Below are 16,178 nucleotides of genomic sequence, written 5' to 3'. Positions count from 1 at the left end.
CATTTTTCTCGTGCTTTCGCGAAACTTCATGCCTTCGCGCAGGCGGATGCCTGCCATGGGGTTCTGACTGTTAGACTAACGCTCCCCCATGTCGTACAGATGTCCGTCATGTTGAATATAGTCAGGATGGCCACGAAGCCACCTGACAGATGATCATTTTTCCTTCTATGGATGTGCCATGAAACGCTTTGTGCTGCTCGATACCGCGCCGATCCCCGGCACGTCGGATTCGTTGTGCCTGTTCGAGTATGGCGAGGACTTCGTCATCAAGATCGAGAGCGGCAAGGGCGGGCAGCTGATGAACACCCGCATGCATGGCTCGGAAGATGCGCTGGCTGAGATTCCTGCCGGCCTGCTCAAGAGTCGCGGCACGTCGGCGGCGCCACAGCGCGTTCTGATCGGCGGCCTGGGGATGGGCTTCACGCTGGCTGCCGCGCTCAAGCACTTCAAGGCAGATGCCGAGGTGGTCGTCGCCGAGCTGGTACCGGGAGTGGTGGCCTGGAATGACGGCCCGCTGGGGGCCAAGGCGGGCTATCCGATTCGGGACCCGCGCACGACAGTCGAGAATCGCGATGTCGCCGAGATGCTGCGTGAAGCGCCCGGTGGCTTCGATGCCATCATGCTGGATGTGGACAATGGCCCGGAAGGCCTGACTGCGGATGACAACGACTGGCTCTACAGTGCGGAGGGGCTGGCGGTATGCGCCAGGGCGTTGCGCCCGGCCGGCATTCTGGCGGTGTGGTCGGCCACGGCCGATGCGCGTTTCTCGCAGCGCCTGTCGCGGGCCGGTTTCAAGGCCGAGGCGCGTCAGGTCTACGCGCATGGCACCTCGGGAGCCAAGCACACCATCTGGATCGCGCGTTACGTGGGGCGCTCCGAGGCACTTGATGCCAGGCCTAAGGCTGGGAGAGGCAAGGGCAAGCGCTCAGGCAGCCCAAGCAGAAAGTCGGCAGCGAAAGGTACCGCACGGCCATCGCGCCGCAAGTAACCCGAGTGCGTCGTGGCTGATGACGTGATGGATGACTCTTCGCCTCATTCGCTATGACACACGCTGTGAGAGACAGCAGCGCCTTCGCGGCTGGTTGAACGCATGACAAAACGGGCTGGCCACATGATGTGGTCAGCCCGTTTTCGTGTGCGTCATCGGCGCTTATCGATAGCATTCAGCCTGTCACAGCGCCAAGCGCTTTCGACCTGGCTCGATGCTGAATTCTGGCTCAGGCCGCTTCGCGCGCCTTCATGTCCTGATGATATTCCTCGGCGAGGCGCTTCTTGGTGGCGTCATCGAAGACGCGGCCTGCCAGCTGGAAGACTTCCTGCTCTTCCTCATCCAGATGGTGGGTCACCAGGTGCTCGAGCTGCTTGGCTGTGGCCAGCCAGCCCGGCGAGCTGTAGTCGGTCGCCTCGAGCTTCTCGACCAGTTCATCGATCTCATGGTGCTCGGCGACACTGTGACGCGCCTTCTCCTGCGTCATGTCGTGCTCCATCATCGGCATGTAGAGCGCGCGTTCCTCAGCACCGGCGTGATTGGTCAGCGATTCCTTGAGACGCTTGAACAGATCATCGCGCGGCTCGCTGTCACCCTCGGTCTGCAGCAGCATGTCCAGCAGGCGGCGTTGTTCGTCGTGGGTCTCGCGCAGGGCTTCAAATACGGTCATGTTCCAGCTCCTCATCATGTCTGGCGTGTTGAGTGGCAGGTCTGCTTGTGTGCGGTCTTGCTCAAGTGCGATCTTGTTTGTGTCAGGTCTGTACAACTCTGGTGGCGGATCGGCGGAAGTTCAAGTGCGCAACGGCGATCGGCCTTGAAAAAGGCTTGGCGCGAGTCAAGGAAGCAATGGTTACCCTTGAATTCTTTGTTCGGTGGCGTGACCGCAGCGGTGTCTGATCGATGCCAGCCGCCGGCCGCCACCGTCAGGAGCCCCGACATGTCCCAAGACCAGACCACGCCAGTCGATTCCTTCGGCCCCAAGGGGTCCCACGCGCCGGCGTTATCGGCGTCGCTGTCCGGCAGTCAGCTGGACCGGCCGCCGGGCGGTGGCTGGCCGTCGATCAAGGCGGTCGAGAAGTTCATCTGGCAGGAGCATCTACCCATCGAGGGCCATCGCAGCCTGATGAAGATGAACAAGCCCGATGGCTTCTACTGCCCGAGCTGCGCCTGGCCGAATGGTGACAAGCCCAAGGGGGCCAACTTCTGCGAAAACGGTGCCAAGGCGCTGGCGTGGGAGGCGACACGTGAACGAGTCAGTGATGAGCTGTTCGCCAACAATACGCTCAGCGAGTTGCGTGAATGGTCGGATCACCATCTGGAGAAGGAAGGGCGCTTGACGCGCCCCCTGCGCTACAACGCCCAGACGGACCGCTACGAGATCACCAGTTGGGAAGCTGCCTACGCCGAGATTGGCCAACGCCTCAAACGCTATGAGGACCCGAATCAGGTCGAGTTCTACACCTCGGGGCGTACCTCCAACGAGGCGGCGTTCCTGTTTTCCCTGTTCGGGCGCATGTACGGCACCAACAACTTCCCGGACTGCTCGAACATGTGTCACGAGACCACCTCCCGAGCGCTGCCGGAGTCCATCGGCATCGGCAAGGCGACGGTCAATCTCGAGGACTTCAAGCAGGCCGATGCCATCTTCATCTTCGGCCAGAACAGCGGCACCAACAGCCCGCGCATGATGGGGGATCTCCACGAGGCGCGTGGCCGCGGGGCCGAGGTGGTCAGCTTCAACCCGCTGCGCGAGCGGGCGCTGGTCAGCTTTGCCGATCCGCAGTCGCCCAAGGACATGCTGGGCGGCAAGGGTGTCGAGATCAGCAGTCAGTATCATCAGCTGCGCATCGGCGGGGACCTCGCCGCCGTGCAGGCGATGTGCAAGTACGTGATCGAGGCTGACGACGCGCTTCGCGAGTGCAATCCGCATGCGGTGGGCTATCTGGATCATGACTTCATCGCCCAGCATACCCACGGCTTTGATGCCTTCGCCGAGCATTGCCGCAAGCTCGAGTGGCGGGATCTGGTCGCCATGTCCGGCCTGTCACGTGAATCGCTGGAACAGGCGGGGCAAACCTATCTGGAGGCCGAGCGCGTGATCTGCTGCTGGGGCATGGGCATCACCCAGCATGCGCGCGGCGGCGACACCATCCAGCAGATCATCAATCTGTTGCTGCTGCGTGGCAATATCGGCAAGCCCGGCGCGGGCGCCTGCCCGATACGCGGCCATTCCAATGTGCAGGGTGACCGCACCGTCGGCATCGAGAACCTGCCCAATGACGCGATGCTGGATGCCTTCGATCGGGTCTTCGACATCAAGTGCCCGCGCGAGAATGGCCATGATGTCGCCGAATGCTGCGAGGCGATTCTGCGTGGCGAGGTACGGGCCTTCATCGGCATGGGCGGCAACTTCTTCCGTGCGATTCCCGATCAGAAGCGCGTGGTCGAGAAGGTACACGATCTCGACATGACGGTGCATGTCGCCACCAAGCTCAATCGCAGTCACCTGCACCCCGGCAAGCATGGTTGGGTGCTGCCCACGATTGGCCATAGCGAACGTGACCTGCAGGCGGGCGCCGATGGCAAGGGCGCGGAGCAGGTCTCCAGTGCCGAGGACGGTATGTGCAACGTGGCGCCGTCGCGCGGCGTGATGGCACCGGCGGACCCAAGCCTGCACTCCGAGATCGCCATCACCTGTCAGCTGGCCAAGGCGACGTTGCCGCCGCATCCGACCCTGGATTGGGATTGGCTGCAGGCGGATTACGCGCGCATCCGTGATCGCATCGAAGAGGTCTTCCCGCAGATCTTCCCCGACTACAATGCGCGCCTGGCTCAGGGCGGCTTCCATATCCGCATCGCCCCGCGCGAGCGCATCTGGCATACCGACTCGGGGCGTGCCAACTTCCTATTCCCCGAGGGGCTGGGCACGGATGAGGAGGGGCTGAACAAGGTCACCCATGAGACCCTGAACATGGATAGCACCTTCCTGCTCATCACCATGCGCGGTCACGACCAGTTCAATACCACCGTCTACTCCAATGACGACCGCTATCGCGACGTCTATGGCACGCGGATGGTGGTGATGATCAGCCCGCAGGATCTCGAGACGCTGGGCCTGAGCGAGGGTCAGCGCGTGACGCTGGAAACGGTCAGCGAAGACGGCGTCGAGCGCAGCATGGCGGGCTTCAAGCTCAAGGAATACGACATCCCGACCGGCTGTCTGGCAGCGTACTATCCGGAAACCAATGATCTGATTCCGCTGGATCACCGCGATGCGCGCAGCAATACGCCCGCCTCGAAATCGGTGCCGGTCAGACTGCGCCTGATGGACACTGAAGAGGTCAATGCCAGCGAAGGGGTGTTGGCGAGCAGCTGAAGGGCTTCAGCATGAACCGCTGAACAAGGAAAACCTGAAAAAATTTGCATCCTGTACTCGGCGTCAGGTTTCGATGTCAGTGCAGGACGCCTCGAGCCACGCCACGCGCTGCACTGAAAGAGTGCGCCGCGTGGCGTTCTGGTGTCTGGCACTCAAGTTGATGCCAAAGTCTGCGTAATTGAAGGGTTGTGGGTACTGCGCCGGACTAGTCGCGAAATCATTTCTGGAGGCGGTCCTGCGCCCAACCGCGCCTGCTGACAGGCCAGATCCTGACGCCTGTGTCAGCTTCATGAGGCAGACGACGAGCTGGCGTCTTGCACGGTTTGAGGATGGGTGGCGTGAATCTTGCGTGGTGGTAGGGTAGCGACCGCCGCTCTGACCACCACCTTGCGCGCAGGGGGCGGTGGCCGGCGTTCGGGCAGGCTGACACCACCACAAGACTCGACGACTCACGACCGAGCTCCAGGAAGGCACTCATGGCAGAAAACTCCTCACCGCACGCCTCAGACCGCACCTCAGATCAGCAATCGATGACAGGCGAATCCGGCAATGATTATCCCTTGAGCGAAGTGCCCGCTTCGGCACGACGTGGGCTGCTTTCCATCTCGATGGTGCTGCTCGGCTTCACCTTCTTTACCGCCACCATGTGGGCGGGTGGGTCATTGGGTGCCGCGTTCGCGCTCAATGAACTGCTGTGGATCATCGTGATCGGCAATCTGCTGCTCGGTGGTTACGCCGCTGCCCTGGCCTATATCGCCTGCAAGAGTGGTCTGAATTCAGTGCTGATGGGACGGCTGTGCTTTGGCGAGAAGGGCAGTCGCCTGTCTGACTTCGTGCTCGGGTTCACCCAGATCGGCTGGTACGCCTGGGGCACCGCGACCATCGCCATCGTGCTGGTCAAGACACTCGGCTTGCCGGAGTGGTTGACCACGCCGCTGATGATCATCTTCGGTTTTGCCTTCTGTCTGACGGCGATGATCGGCTATCGCGGGCTGGACATGCTCTCGCGCATCGCCGTGCCGGCCATGCTGCTGTTCATCCTGTTCAGTCTCTACACCGGCATGGTCGATGTCGGCGGCGTGGCAGGCCTTGCGTCACTGACGCCGACGGACTCCATGAGCTGGACGGCCGCCATCACCGCGGTGATCGGCACCTTCATCAGCGGTGGCACCCAGGCAACCAATTGGAGCCGCTTCGCGCGTTCGCCGAAGATCGCCGTCATTGCCACCCTGGCGGCCTTCTTCGCTGGCAATGGCCTGATGGTGCTCACCGGCGCGCTCGGCGCGATGATCTACCAGCAAGCCGATATCGTTGACGTGATGATCGCCCAGGGGCTGGTCAGCCTCGCCGTCCTGATGCTGTTCCTCAATATCTGGACCACCCAGGACAACACCATCTACAACTTCGCCATCGCCGGCTGCAATCTGCTGCGCACGCCGCATCGCCAGCGTGTCACTCTGGGCGGCGCGGCCATCGGCACAGTGCTGGCGGTACTCGGCATGTATGAGTGGCTGATTCCGTTCCTGATTCTGCTCGGCACCTTCATTCCGCCGATCGGCGGCGTGATCATGGCCAACTTCTGGCTCGGTCATAAAGGGCAGTATCCGCGCCTCGCCGAGATGCACAAGGTCGATTACCACTGGCCGGGTCTCGCCGCCTACGCCATCGCCTGCCTGTGCGCCTGGAGTTCACCCTTCATGCCGCCGGTCGTGGGTGTCATGGTCGCCTTCGTCGTCTACGGCGGGCTGAGCAAGCTTGCCAAGGTAGAACTGGCCAGCAAGACGGCGGCGTGAGTGGTTGAGCGTCTGGTGTGAAGGGCAGAGGAATATGAAACGCCCAACGAGTCCTGGACTCGTTGGGCGTTTTTCCTGGGGGGTAGCGTCAGGGTAGAACCGCTTGATGCACAACGTGGTTGTGCATAGAATGAGGAAAAAAGGTGCTGCCATGGCGGTGGAATTCAGGGATGTGTGGCTCGAGCGCTTCTATGAGCATGATGTTGGCCACCGCAAGATACCTGCGGCGCTCTCCAGTTCGCTCTACCGAAAGTTGCAGATTCTCGATGCCGCAAGTCAGGAGTCTGATCTGAGGGTTCCACCGGGCAATCGGTTCGAGCATCTGCAGGGCAATCTCGCAGGTTATTGCTCGATTCTTGTCAACAAGCAGTATCGACTCATCTTCCGGTGGGAGGCAGGGGTCGCCCATCAAACACATCTAGACCCGCTGCTTACAAGGGCTAGAGGAGGTAGCAGTGATGAGAAACACCCAGCGGCGCCCGCTGACGGTAGGAGAGATGTTGACGGCAGAGTTTCTGGAGCCGATGAACATCGATATCCGCACCCTGGCCGAGGCGATGGGAGTGCATAGAAATACCCTGAGCCGTATCGTGCATGACAAGGGCACCTTGACGGCACCGATGGCCATCAAGCTGGCGGCTGCGCTAGGCAATACGCCGGAGTTCTGGCTCAACATCCAGCATGCCGTGGAGCTTTGGGATGTGCGACATCGTGCCTACGCGCAGGATGCCAAGGGCGTACGTCGGATAACACCGCAAGTGGATGCCGGCGAGCTTGCCTCGCATTGACGGCGCGCGCTCTTCACGGCGAGTGATTGAGATGGCGTGAGCCCGAGAGCTTATGCCCAGCAATGCAAAGCCCCAGCCTGAATTTCAGGTTGGGGCTTTGTGTTTTTCGTTTCCGGGGCCATCTCGTCGAGCCGCTCGCGTTGATCAGGCGGTTGCTGGCTTCACCTGAATCAGCAGGCAGACCGCGATCAGCGCCATGCCGAGCCAGCCGAGCGGTGCGATATGTTCCCCGACGATGGTGATGGCGAGCAGCGCGGCGACCAGCGGTTCGAACAGGGTGAGCAGGGTGGCCTTGCTGGCGGCAACGGTCTTCAGGCCGTAGCCGAAGGCAATATAGCCAAGGAACATCGGTACCAGCGCCATGTAGAGCGCGACCGATGTGTTGCCGGGGGTGGCGAACAGGCGCGGGTCGGCCATCAGCATGCTGAGACCCAGGCCGGCGATCAGCGCGATACCGGCGACGCCGAACAGGCTGCTCATGGCAGCGCGGGCGTGGGTGCCTTGGTCCATCATGCGCCGGGCGATCAGCGAATAGGCGGCGTAGGTCGTGCCGGCAATGATACCCAGCACGATACCGCCCAGACGTTGCCAGTCAGCATCAGGCACGCCCCCTGACCCTGTCACCATCGGGTCGCCGCTGGCGCTGACGGTGGCAAGTTCCCCGCCATGAGTGGCCGTTTCGCCCATCGCCATCATCGCCACACCGGCAATGCCCAGCGCGAGGCTGATATACCAGCTCAGAGTGAGTTGGTGGTGGCCGAACAGGCGCTCCAGAATCGCCGCGGCCAGTGGCGCAGTGGCGATGGTGATCACCGTGCCGATGGCGACGCCGGCCAGATTCATCGAGGAGTAGAAGGCCAGCGGGTAGATGACGACACACACGGCGCCGAGCAATACCCAGCGCTTCTGCGCCATCAAAAGGCCTAGGCAGCCCATGATATTGGGCCGTGCGATCACTGCCTGAAGCAGGCCGCCGACGCCCATGGCGAAGGCGCCGGTCGCCAGCGGGCTGACATCCTGATTGAAGTGGGCCGCCGTGCCGGTGGTGCCCCACAGCAGCGCGGCAAACAGGACGGCCAGGCTTCCCATGTCGGTCGACCTTGCAGACCCGGCGATATCGGAGCGTGTGGTTGTCATGGTGATGTCCTTGCGTGTATTGCCAATCCCTTGGCCGTTTTCAGTCGCCGCATGAGCGCTGGCGAAAGTGTGCTGGAACCACTTTCGAGCAGTTGAGTTGCCGCGCCGGCTGGCTGCCGCTCAGTGCGCACTGTGACTTGCCCTCAATTTCATCAATGCCGTCAGGCGTCATGACGCTGCCATGGGTCCGATCCTTGCTCCGACCCTTGCTTGGCATCGCGGCCATGCTCGGTATCGCTCCACGGATCATGCTCACCCCAGTGGGCAGTGTCGCCGTGTGTCTCAGCTAGCGCGTCGCAGGCCGTGTCGGGCGTCGTCCAGGCCGCGAGGTCTGCCTGCGGGCTGGCCATCGGTGCCTGCGTTGCCTGCGGACGCAATTGCAGCATCAGGCAGGTCATGATCAGCACCATGCCGATGGCGCCCATCAGCGTGAACTGCTCGCCGACCACGATGACGGCCAACAGGCCCGCCACCAGCGGCTCGAACATGGTCAGAACCGTCACCCGGCTGATGGGCACGCTGGCGAGCCCGCGCCCGAAGATGAGGCTGGCCAGCAGCATCGGGATCAGTGCCATGTAGATGGCGACCGCCGAATTCACCGGCGTGGCAAACAGACGTGGATCGAGGAGCAGGCAGCTGATGGCCAGGCCGATCAACAGCAGGACGCCGGCACAGCCGAACATCGCCCCCATGGCCGCACGGCGATGCACGCCCAGCAGCATCATGCGTCTGGCAAGCAGCGAATAGGTGGCGTAGCTGGCGCCGGCCAGCACGCCCAGCCCGATACCGATAAGCTTGTGGCTCTCGCTGGCAACGCCGCTGGCAGTGGCGTTTGCCGCCGTGTCTGCCAGGCGTGTCTCGCCCATGGCCATCAACCCCACGCCGGCCATGCCCAGCATCAGCGCCGTGTACCAGCGCGCACTGACGCGCTTGCGATCCAGCACATATTCCAGCACCGCTGCCGCTAACGGCGCCGTGGCGATGGTGATCACGGTGCCCATCGCGACGCCGGTGTATTCCATGGCCGAATAGAAGGCCAGTGGGTAGACGATGATGAACAGCGCCGCCCACAGCACGAGATGCTTGTGGACCAGCAGGGCGGCCAGCTCCTCATGGAGGATTCGTCGCGACAGCACGGCCTGCAGAATGCCGCCAAAGCCCATGGCGAAGGCGCCGGTGGCCAACGGGCTGACATCCTGATTGAAGTGGGCGGCGGTGCCGGTCGTGCCCCATAGCAGGGCGGCCGTGAGGACGGAAAGATTGCCGATCTGGCGTTCCAGCGCTGGGCGGAAGGGCGTCCGGGAGAAGGAGTGCTGCATGGTGGATGGCTCGCAATGAAGTGTATCTCGGTGTGCACGAGATTACGCCGCATCGCGAGAATATATTGTGCTGAAACTACGCTCTGATCTGCCAGGAGAAGCAAAAAACGTCATATACCACCAGCATGCGGTGATTGACTGCTGGGTTCGGGTGCTCAATCGCTTGTTCAGATGTTCGAGTCAGTCGCTCGCGGGAGTGAGACTCGAATACTGGCGCGTCATCTCGCGTGGCGACTGGCCGAAGTAGCAGGAAAAGCGCCGAGAGAAGGCGGAGAGGTTCTGATAGCCGACGGCCTCGGCGACCTGCTGGACGCTGAGATCGGTATGGATCAACTGCGCCCGCGCGCGCTCCATGCGTCTGGCGGTCAGGTACTGCTTGACGCTGACGCCCAGATTGTCGCGGAACACCTTGTGGAACTGGGTCGGGCTCAGGTGGGCGAGTCGGGCCAGGGATGCCACATCGTGGGGCTGGGCCAGCTGCGCGTTCATGACGTCGAGCACTCTGAGCAGACGACGATCGACGCGTTGATCACAGGTCTGCTTCTCCAGCAGACCGAGAAACAGCGCGATGGAGAGCTGATCGATGTGCTTGTCGACCTCACCCTGTAGTTGCGCTTCGAGAAACAGCAGGTAGTTCATCAGCAGGGTGCTGATCGAGAACACCACGCGTTGCGACGCCGCGAGATTGTCGGGCAGGTAGTCCAGGTCAGCGACGATGAAACGCGCGGCGTCCTTGGCATGAAACAGGTGCGACTCCCCGGGGCGAATGATGACACACTCGCCGGTGACCACGGTGCCGTGATGGCTGCCGACCTGGATATCGAGATGGCCGCGGATCGGCAGCACCAGCTGGTGGTGGTCGTGGTCATGACTCGTGGCCTGCGGGGTATAGGCGCGCAGCGAGAGTGTCGTCATGGTGCGGTGGCCATCATCCGACGGTGCAAGGGCAGCAAGCAGAGCAAGAGAAACACGCGGGCTGTCAGCGGCTCAGCTCGATGGTGCGGGTCTGGCCACGGCCGATCTGCACCTGACTGAGAATCAGCGGGCTGCGTGTGCCGTCCGGCAGCTGGATGACACCGGCGACATAGAAGGTGCCGGATGGCAGGCCAGTGGCATTGAAGTAGCCATTGCTGTCAGTGCGCACGATGTGGGTATAGGCCTGGGCACGCGGGTCGGCGCGAGACGCCGTCTTGCCTGCCAGTGCCAGTTCCGCGGCTTCAGCGGAGTAGGTGGTGACCGGCGCGATCGAGATGCCCGCACGGTTGGCGTAGATCGTCTGGCCCTGCCACTCATAGGACATGCGGCCCTTGATCACCGAGCTGCCGGTCTTGTCGAGCTTGGCGTACTCCGCCTCCGGGAAGGCGACGGTGCGCTGGACGCGCTGCTCGCCCTGTTCGGTCTGCGAGGAGCCGAAGTCCGGCAGTGAAATGCTGTCGGCCATGCGCGAGGCGCTCTCACACCCGGCAAGAACGGCGGTGCACATGAGTAGAGCGAGCGGAGTACGCAAGTGACGAAGCATGGCGAGTCTTCCCTGAAGTCGAGTGATGGACGGCGCGTGCGTCGGCTCGAGAGCGAGCCAGTCTGGCCACACCTGCTGCCTTTGCCCACATCCTACTGCGCCGAGCACAGTCAGGGAACTACCGGCGAGCGTCAGGCAGGCGCGGTTGACGCCGCTTTCAGCCCAAGGCATTCGCACGGACTTACCGATACCCGCTGGTAACTCTCGCGGTTTCGACCAATCCTTGTCATTAGGCCAGTAAGATACGTTTGCCTGTGAACTGGCTGGGTTGCGCAAAGCATGCCTCTGGCGTTGCTTAAACAGGAACTCCTTGTTCATTATACGTTTGTCTATAATGTGATGGCGCTTGTTACCATACTGCTCATCAATCCCTGTGTAGGGGCTGCTCAAGAGCTCTCCAAAGCCGCAGAAGGTATGCTTGGTTGCTTGAGTGCAGCTCAGGTGGCATTACCGCCTTGTGCGCTGTGAGCTGGCGCCGAGTGAACCATTCATTGTCCGAGAGGGCCGCATGTCGACATCCCAGAGCGCTACTAATCCTTCACGTCGTCAGCTATTGAAGCTGGGGCTGGGTGGAGCAGGCATTGCCGTGTTCGGCGGCCTGTCCCTTCAGGCCCTGGCCGAGACAGTATCTGACGAGCATCAGACCCAGGATGACAGTGCCTTCGCGACATTCATGGCCCTGTCGCGCTGGTTACTCAGCGACAAGACATTGGATGAGCGGCTGGGTCAGCGTTACTTCGAGGCGATGGCGAGAATTCCGGCTGAGGGAGTGCCCGGTGTCGGCAGCTTGCCGGCCCTCAAGACCCGCTTGCTGGCCTTGGGCGAGTCGCGTGATTACCTGACTCAAGAAGACCTGAGTGGCGGCGAGATGGCGCTGGTGCGCCGTCTGCTGCAAGCCTGGATGCTGGGCACGGTCGGAAAGTCGATCAGTGACCCCGCTGCCGAGGTTATCGCCTTCGAGCGCGCTGGCATGTATGCCGGGCCGCGCGATGTGCAGGTGGTGCGTAGCTATTGTCCTAACCGCCCGGGTTTCTGGGCAGAGGTACCCAAGGCCTGAGTGGCCACCCTTTCTCCCCAGACTAGCGCGTGGTAGGTCGGCGGGGCTTGAGTCTGCCCTTGGCCTTGAGCTTCTTGCCGAGCATGGCATCAGCTACTGACATCGCCTGCGTGCTAGACCTGTCAGCGGCGTCCTGACCGCCCCTGTTGCTGTTCCCATTTCCCCCGAGGAGAATCCTGCATGGCCGAGGAATCCCGTTCGTATGATGCCGATGTGATCGTGGTCGGGTCTGGTGTCGCCGGTGCCCTGATCGCACATCGCCTGGCCGAGGCCGGCAAGTCGGTCATCATGCTGGAAGCAGGCCCGCGCATGCAGCGCTGGCAGATCGTCGAGCGCTTCCGCAACCAGGCCAACAAGATGGACTTCATGGGGCCTTATCCTGCCAGCAAGGCGGCGCCCCATCCAATGCTTTACGGCGAGAATGCCGACTATCTGGTGCAGAAGGGCGAGCAGGCCTACGACGCCCAGTACATTCGCGCTGTCGGCGGCACTACTTGGCACTGGGCGGCGTCATCCTGGCGTTTCCTGCCCAGCGATTTCGTGCTCAAGAGCGAGTATGGCGTCGGGCGCGACTGGCCGATCGGCTATGACGACCTGGAAGACTATTACTTCCGTGCCGAGGTCGCGCTGGGTGTCTGGGGGCCGAATGATGTCGATCTCGGCAGCCCGCGCAGTGCCGAGTATCCGATGGCGCCGCTGCCGCTGTCGTGGAACGAGCGGCGGGTCAGCGAGCGCATCAATCCCCACGGCTTTGACATGGTCACCGAGCCGGTGGCGCGCAATAGCCGCCCCTATGATGAGCGCCCGACCTGCTGTGGCAACAACAACTGCATGCCCATCTGCCCGATCGGCGCGATGTATTCCGGTATCATCCATGTCGAGAAGGCCGAACGTGCCGGTGCCAGACTGATCGACAATGCCATCGTGCATCACCTGGAAAGCGACGCCCGCGGCAAGATTCGCGAAGTGCGCTATCTGGACCCCGACGGCAAGCAGCATCGCCTGAGTGCGGCGCGGGTGGTGCTGGCGGCCAATGGCATCGAGACGCCCAAGCTGATGCAGATGTCGGTCAACGCCCATACCCCCGATGGGGTGGGTAACCAGAACGACATGGTCGGCCGGCATCTTATGGACCATCCCGGCACCGGGGTGAGCTTTCTGGCCGATGAGCCGCTGTGGGCCGGGCGTGGCCCTCAGGAGATGACCTCGATCATCACCTGGCGCGACGGCGACTTCCGCAAGGACTTCGCGTCCAAGAAGCTGCACCTGTCCAACATTGCCCGCACGCAGCAGATGACGACGGAGGTGCTGTCGGAAACACCGCTAAGGCTCGGTGCGGAATTGCAGGCGCAGATCGATAACCGCGCCAGCCGCTATGTGCAGTTCGACAGCTTCCACGAGCTGTTGCCGGAGGCCGCCAATCGCATCACGCCGTCAAAAAAACGTGACGCTCTCGGCCTGCCGCGCCCGGAATTCCGTTATGCTATTGATGATTACGTCAAGCGCAGCGCCGCGCATACCCGTGAACAATATGCGCGTATCGCTCAGCTGATGGGAGGCACCGACATTGCGTTCCGTGATGAGTTCTCCAACAACCAGCATATCTGCGGTACGACCCTGATGGGAGACAACCCCAAAGACTCCGTGGTGGATCGCGATTGCCGAGTGCACGGCCATGACAACCTGTTTGTCGCCAGCTCCGGCAGCATGCCCACCGTCGGGTCGGTCAATTGCACCCTGACCATTGCGGCGTTGTCTCTGCGTATTGCCGATCTGCTCGAACAGGAAATATAAGCATGGTCCCGCACGTCCGTACTGCTGGCACCCGTGATGCCATTGATGAGAAAGGTCGCGGTGCCCGCCCGATCCTTCGCCCTGCACGCCTGACCCGTGCCGTCCGCCTGGCCGCCATTGCTGGCACCAGCGCCTTGTTGCTCAGTGCCTGTGGCAGCGGTGATGACGAGCACGCCAGGCAGGTGGAAGCCGACAAGGCCGCTACCAATGACCCCGCGCTGATCGAGAAGGGCCTGTACATGGCGCGCGCCAGCGATTGCGCGGCCTGTCACAGCACCGAGGACGGCGATGAATATGCCGGTGGCCTCGGCTTCGAGACGCCGGTGGGCGAAATCTACGCCACCAACATCACCCCGGACACCGAGCACGGCATCGGCAACTACACCCTCGAGGAGTACACCCGTGTGCTGCGCGAGGGCGAGGCTGCCGATGGTCACAACCTCTATCCGGCGATGCCGTTCCCGTCCTACGCCCGTCTGACGGATGAGGACATCAAGGCGCTCTACGCCTGGAACATGCATGAGGTGACGCCGAGCAGCACGCCCAACCGCGAAAGCGAGATTCCTTTCCCGCTCAACATGCGCTGGCCGATGGCGCTGTGGGAAGAGATCTTCTCGCCTCTGGAGCCGTGGCAGGACCACGACGACAAGAGCGCCGACTGGAACCGTGGCGCCTATCTCGTTCAGGGGCCGGGCCACTGTGGCAGCTGTCACACCGAGCGTGGCTTCGCCTTCCAGGAAACGGCACTGACCGGTGATGAAGAAGGCTATCTCGGCGGGGCGATGATCGAAGGCTGGCGCGCCTTCAACCTCACGCCCGACATGCAGGATGGTCTGGGCAGCTGGAGTGAGCAGGATATCCAGACCTATCTGGCGACCGGCAACCTCAAGGGCAAGGCGCAGGCTGGCGGCCCGATGGCGGATGTGGTCGAACACTCCATGCGTCACATGAGTGAAGATGACCTGCGCGCCATCGCGGTCTATCTGAAGTCGATTCCGGCGGTGGATGGCAAGGGCGAGCAGGGCGAGGCGGTCAATGATGGCGATCGCGAGGCCGAAAGCGAGCCGCAGGTCGCCACGCGCTTCAATCAGGGCGCACCGGCCGATGACGTGCTGTTGCTGCGTGGTCAGCCGCTGGAGAAGCGCCCCGATGATGAAGACCTGATCGGTCAGCTGACCGACGCCACTCCGGGCGTGCGTCTTTATCTGGGCCACTGCGCCATGTGTCACGGCGCGGATGGCGCCGGCACCCAGGATGGCTACTACCCGTCGCTGTTCCACAACAGCGTGACCGGGAGTGTCTATCCGGACAATCTGGCTCAGGCGATCCTCAATGGCGTGCAGCGTGAGAACAATGGCCACAGTGTCTTCATGCCGGCCTTCGATGACAGCCTGACCGATGATGAGCTGATCAACCTGATGGACTATCTCGAGAATCGCTTCGGGGAAGGTCATCAGTCCGAGACGCTGGCATCGCCCGACACGCGTCGTCAGCAGCTGAGCGACAAGCTCGAGGACTGGCGCAAGCACTGAGTCCGATGCAGACACTGAGATCTCTGCTGACAGGCCTGCGCAAGTGCTGGGTAACCGCGAAAAAAAGAAAGCCCATGATCAGCGGGCTGTCTTTTCCGTGACCTGCGCCATGGCGCCGATAGTGCGGTTGTCGTGTGCGTTCAGTGACGTCTCATCCCGCGTTCAGTGTCGTCCGTGACTGGCGATGTCACACAGTTGGGGTAATATTGCCCCATGCAGGACCCCCGATTCACATTCATCCCGCTCGGGTTGCGCTCAAATGCAGCACAAACTGAAGAACTGCGGTAGAATGTGCGCCCAGACTTTAGCTCTTTATCAATTATTCGAGGCAACATAGCAGTATGACCGACGCTAATCTTGACGACCAGCTTGCATCCCTGTTTCAGGAGCAGGACACCAAGCAGGACCAGAACGCCCGCATCAAGGAGCTGGAGCGTCAGCTGCGTGAAGCCAGCAAAGAAGCCGACAAGCTCCGTAATGCCCGTGACAAGGCAAAGAAGGAAGTCGAAGACCTGCGCGCTCGCAACGAACGCCTGAGCGAGAAAGCCGCAGCCTCTGACAAGCACCGCAAGCAGGTCGAACACGAGTTCAACCAGAAGCTGGTGCAGTACAAGGCACGTCTGGCACGCGAACAGGCCATCGCCCAGTCTCGCATGATGCCGATGGGCGCAGCCGTCGAGGAAGCGACCGAAGAAGCCGATGCAGCCTCTCTGGAAGACCTCGGCCTCAACGCTGCCGCTATCCGTGCCCTGACTGACGCTGGCTACGACGACGTCGCCAAGGTTCGCAAGGCTCACGCCGATGGCGTGATCTCTGAAGTCAAGGGCATCGGCCCGAAGGCTCAGTCCCAGATTGCTGAAGCCCTCGACGCCTGA

14 protein-coding genes are annotated in these 16,178 nt (G+C 62.1%); 9 read left to right on the top strand and 5 right to left on the bottom strand.

Annotated elements, in window-relative coordinates; translation table 11 throughout:
• Window positions 1-178 precede the first annotated feature (178 nt).
• On the top strand, window positions 179-988 hold the full coding sequence (locus CLAM6_RS09390; RefSeq protein WP_197738651.1) for a spermidine synthase: 810 nt from the start codon (window positions 179-181) through the stop codon (window positions 986-988).
• Window positions 989-1,217: 229 nt separating this feature from the next.
• Here CLAM6_RS09390 and CLAM6_RS09385 read toward each other — a convergent pair whose 3' ends face one another.
• On the bottom strand, window positions 1,218-1,658 hold the full coding sequence (locus tag CLAM6_RS09385; protein WP_153635859.1) for a hemerythrin domain-containing protein: 441 nt from the start codon (window positions 1,656-1,658) through the stop codon (window positions 1,218-1,220).
• A gap of 267 nt (window positions 1,659-1,925) precedes the next feature.
• Here CLAM6_RS09385 and CLAM6_RS09380 point away from each other — a divergent pair, with 267 nt between their 5' ends.
• The 4 genes from CLAM6_RS09380 to CLAM6_RS09365 all read left to right on the top strand — a co-directional run bounded on the left by CLAM6_RS09380 (window position 1,926) and on the right by CLAM6_RS09365 (window position 6,945).
• Entirely contained in the window at window positions 1,926-4,364 is a 2,439-nt protein-coding gene (locus CLAM6_RS09380; protein ID WP_153635858.1) for an FdhF/YdeP family oxidoreductase, read from the top strand.
• Window positions 4,365-4,894: 530 nt separating this feature from the next.
• Window positions 4,895-6,157 (top strand): cytosine permease, encoded by a 1,263-nt coding sequence (gene codB, locus CLAM6_RS09375; protein ID WP_153636878.1) that lies wholly within the window; start codon window positions 4,895-4,897, stop codon window positions 6,155-6,157.
• 106 nt (window positions 6,158-6,263) lie between these two features.
• Window positions 6,264-6,728: a type II toxin-antitoxin system RelE/ParE family toxin gene (locus tag CLAM6_RS09370; RefSeq protein WP_347237555.1), complete on the top strand. Its 465-nt coding sequence runs from the start codon at window positions 6,264-6,266 to the stop codon at window positions 6,726-6,728.
• On the top strand, window positions 6,616-6,945 hold the full coding sequence (locus CLAM6_RS09365) for a HigA family addiction module antitoxin (protein WP_153635856.1): 330 nt from the start codon (window positions 6,616-6,618) through the stop codon (window positions 6,943-6,945). The genes CLAM6_RS09370 and CLAM6_RS09365 overlap by 113 nt, the downstream gene beginning before the upstream one ends.
• A gap of 144 nt (window positions 6,946-7,089) precedes the next feature.
• Here the strand turns inward: CLAM6_RS09365 and CLAM6_RS09360 are convergent, their stop codons facing one another.
• The 4 genes from CLAM6_RS09360 to CLAM6_RS09345 all read right to left on the bottom strand — a co-directional run bounded on the left by CLAM6_RS09360 (window position 7,090) and on the right by CLAM6_RS09345 (window position 10,842).
• Window positions 7,090-8,082, bottom strand: a complete 993-nt coding sequence (locus CLAM6_RS09360; protein ID WP_153635855.1) for a DMT family transporter — start codon at window positions 8,080-8,082, stop codon at window positions 7,090-7,092.
• A 161-nt stretch (window positions 8,083-8,243) separates the two neighbouring features.
• Entirely contained in the window at window positions 8,244-9,401 is a 1,158-nt protein-coding gene (locus tag CLAM6_RS09355; RefSeq protein ID WP_153635854.1) for a DMT family transporter, read from the bottom strand.
• A 180-nt stretch (window positions 9,402-9,581) separates the two neighbouring features.
• Entirely contained in the window at window positions 9,582-10,316 is a 735-nt protein-coding gene (locus CLAM6_RS09350) for an AraC family transcriptional regulator (RefSeq protein ID WP_153635853.1), read from the bottom strand.
• Window positions 10,317-10,380: 64 nt separating this feature from the next.
• Entirely contained in the window at window positions 10,381-10,842 is a 462-nt protein-coding gene (locus CLAM6_RS09345; RefSeq protein WP_153635852.1) for a carboxypeptidase regulatory-like domain-containing protein, read from the bottom strand.
• Between the two features lie 586 nt (window positions 10,843-11,428).
• Here CLAM6_RS09345 and CLAM6_RS09340 point away from each other — a divergent pair.
• The 4 genes from CLAM6_RS09340 (at window position 11,429) to CLAM6_RS09325 (ending at window position 16,178) form a co-directional block, all read left to right on the top strand.
• A complete protein-coding gene (locus tag CLAM6_RS09340) occupies window positions 11,429-11,977 on the top strand; it encodes a sugar dehydrogenase complex small subunit (RefSeq protein ID WP_153635851.1) in 549 nt (182 codons plus the stop codon).
• Between the two features lie 180 nt (window positions 11,978-12,157).
• Window positions 12,158-13,771 (top strand): GMC family oxidoreductase, encoded by a 1,614-nt coding sequence (locus CLAM6_RS09335; RefSeq protein WP_153635850.1) that lies wholly within the window; start codon window positions 12,158-12,160, stop codon window positions 13,769-13,771.
• A 2-nt stretch (window positions 13,772-13,773) separates the two neighbouring features.
• Window positions 13,774-15,303 carry a c-type cytochrome gene (locus CLAM6_RS09330; RefSeq protein ID WP_153635849.1) on the top strand — a complete coding sequence of 510 codons (1,530 nt, stop codon included), beginning with the start codon at window positions 13,774-13,776 and terminating at the stop codon, window positions 15,301-15,303.
• 341 nt (window positions 15,304-15,644) lie between these two features.
• Window positions 15,645-16,178: a hypothetical protein gene (locus CLAM6_RS09325; protein ID WP_054556587.1), complete on the top strand. Its 534-nt coding sequence runs from the start codon at window positions 15,645-15,647 to the stop codon at window positions 16,176-16,178.

This window comes from Cobetia sp. AM6 (assembly GCF_009617955.1).
Taxonomy (GTDB): domain Bacteria; phylum Pseudomonadota; class Gammaproteobacteria; order Pseudomonadales; family Halomonadaceae; genus Cobetia; species Cobetia amphilecti.
This window is presented reverse-complemented; position numbering and strand designations above follow the sequence as displayed.

Coding starts and splice junctions, on each gene's coding strand:
- CLAM6_RS09385 (WP_153635859.1), bottom strand. CDS start 1,658: ATGACCGTATTTGAAGCCCTGCGCGAGACCCACGACGAACAACGCCGC.
- CLAM6_RS09350 (WP_153635853.1), bottom strand. CDS start 10,316: ATGACGACACTCTCGCTGCGCGCCTATACCCCGCAGGCCACGAGTCAT.
- CLAM6_RS09345 (WP_153635852.1), bottom strand. CDS start 10,842: ATGGCCGACAGCATTTCACTGCCGGACTTCGGCTCCTCGCAGACCGAA.
- CLAM6_RS09365 (WP_153635856.1), top strand. CDS start 6,616: ATGAGAAACACCCAGCGGCGCCCGCTGACGGTAGGAGAGATGTTGACG.
- CLAM6_RS09370 (WP_347237555.1), top strand. CDS start 6,264: ATGCACAACGTGGTTGTGCATAGAATGAGGAAAAAAGGTGCTGCCATG.
- CLAM6_RS09325 (WP_054556587.1), top strand. CDS start 15,645: ATGACCGACGCTAATCTTGACGACCAGCTTGCATCCCTGTTTCAGGAG.
- CLAM6_RS09355 (WP_153635854.1), bottom strand. CDS start 9,401: ATGCAGCACTCCTTCTCCCGGACGCCCTTCCGCCCAGCGCTGGAACGC.
- CLAM6_RS09380 (WP_153635858.1), top strand. CDS start 1,926: ATGTCCCAAGACCAGACCACGCCAGTCGATTCCTTCGGCCCCAAGGGG.
- CLAM6_RS09330 (WP_153635849.1), top strand. CDS start 13,774: ATGGTCCCGCACGTCCGTACTGCTGGCACCCGTGATGCCATTGATGAG.
- CLAM6_RS09335 (WP_153635850.1), top strand. CDS start 12,158: ATGGCCGAGGAATCCCGTTCGTATGATGCCGATGTGATCGTGGTCGGG.
- codB (WP_153636878.1), top strand. CDS start 4,895: ATGACAGGCGAATCCGGCAATGATTATCCCTTGAGCGAAGTGCCCGCT.
- CLAM6_RS09360 (WP_153635855.1), bottom strand. CDS start 8,082: ATGACAACCACACGCTCCGATATCGCCGGGTCTGCAAGGTCGACCGAC.
- CLAM6_RS09390 (WP_197738651.1), top strand. CDS start 179: ATGAAACGCTTTGTGCTGCTCGATACCGCGCCGATCCCCGGCACGTCG.
- CLAM6_RS09340 (WP_153635851.1), top strand. CDS start 11,429: ATGTCGACATCCCAGAGCGCTACTAATCCTTCACGTCGTCAGCTATTG.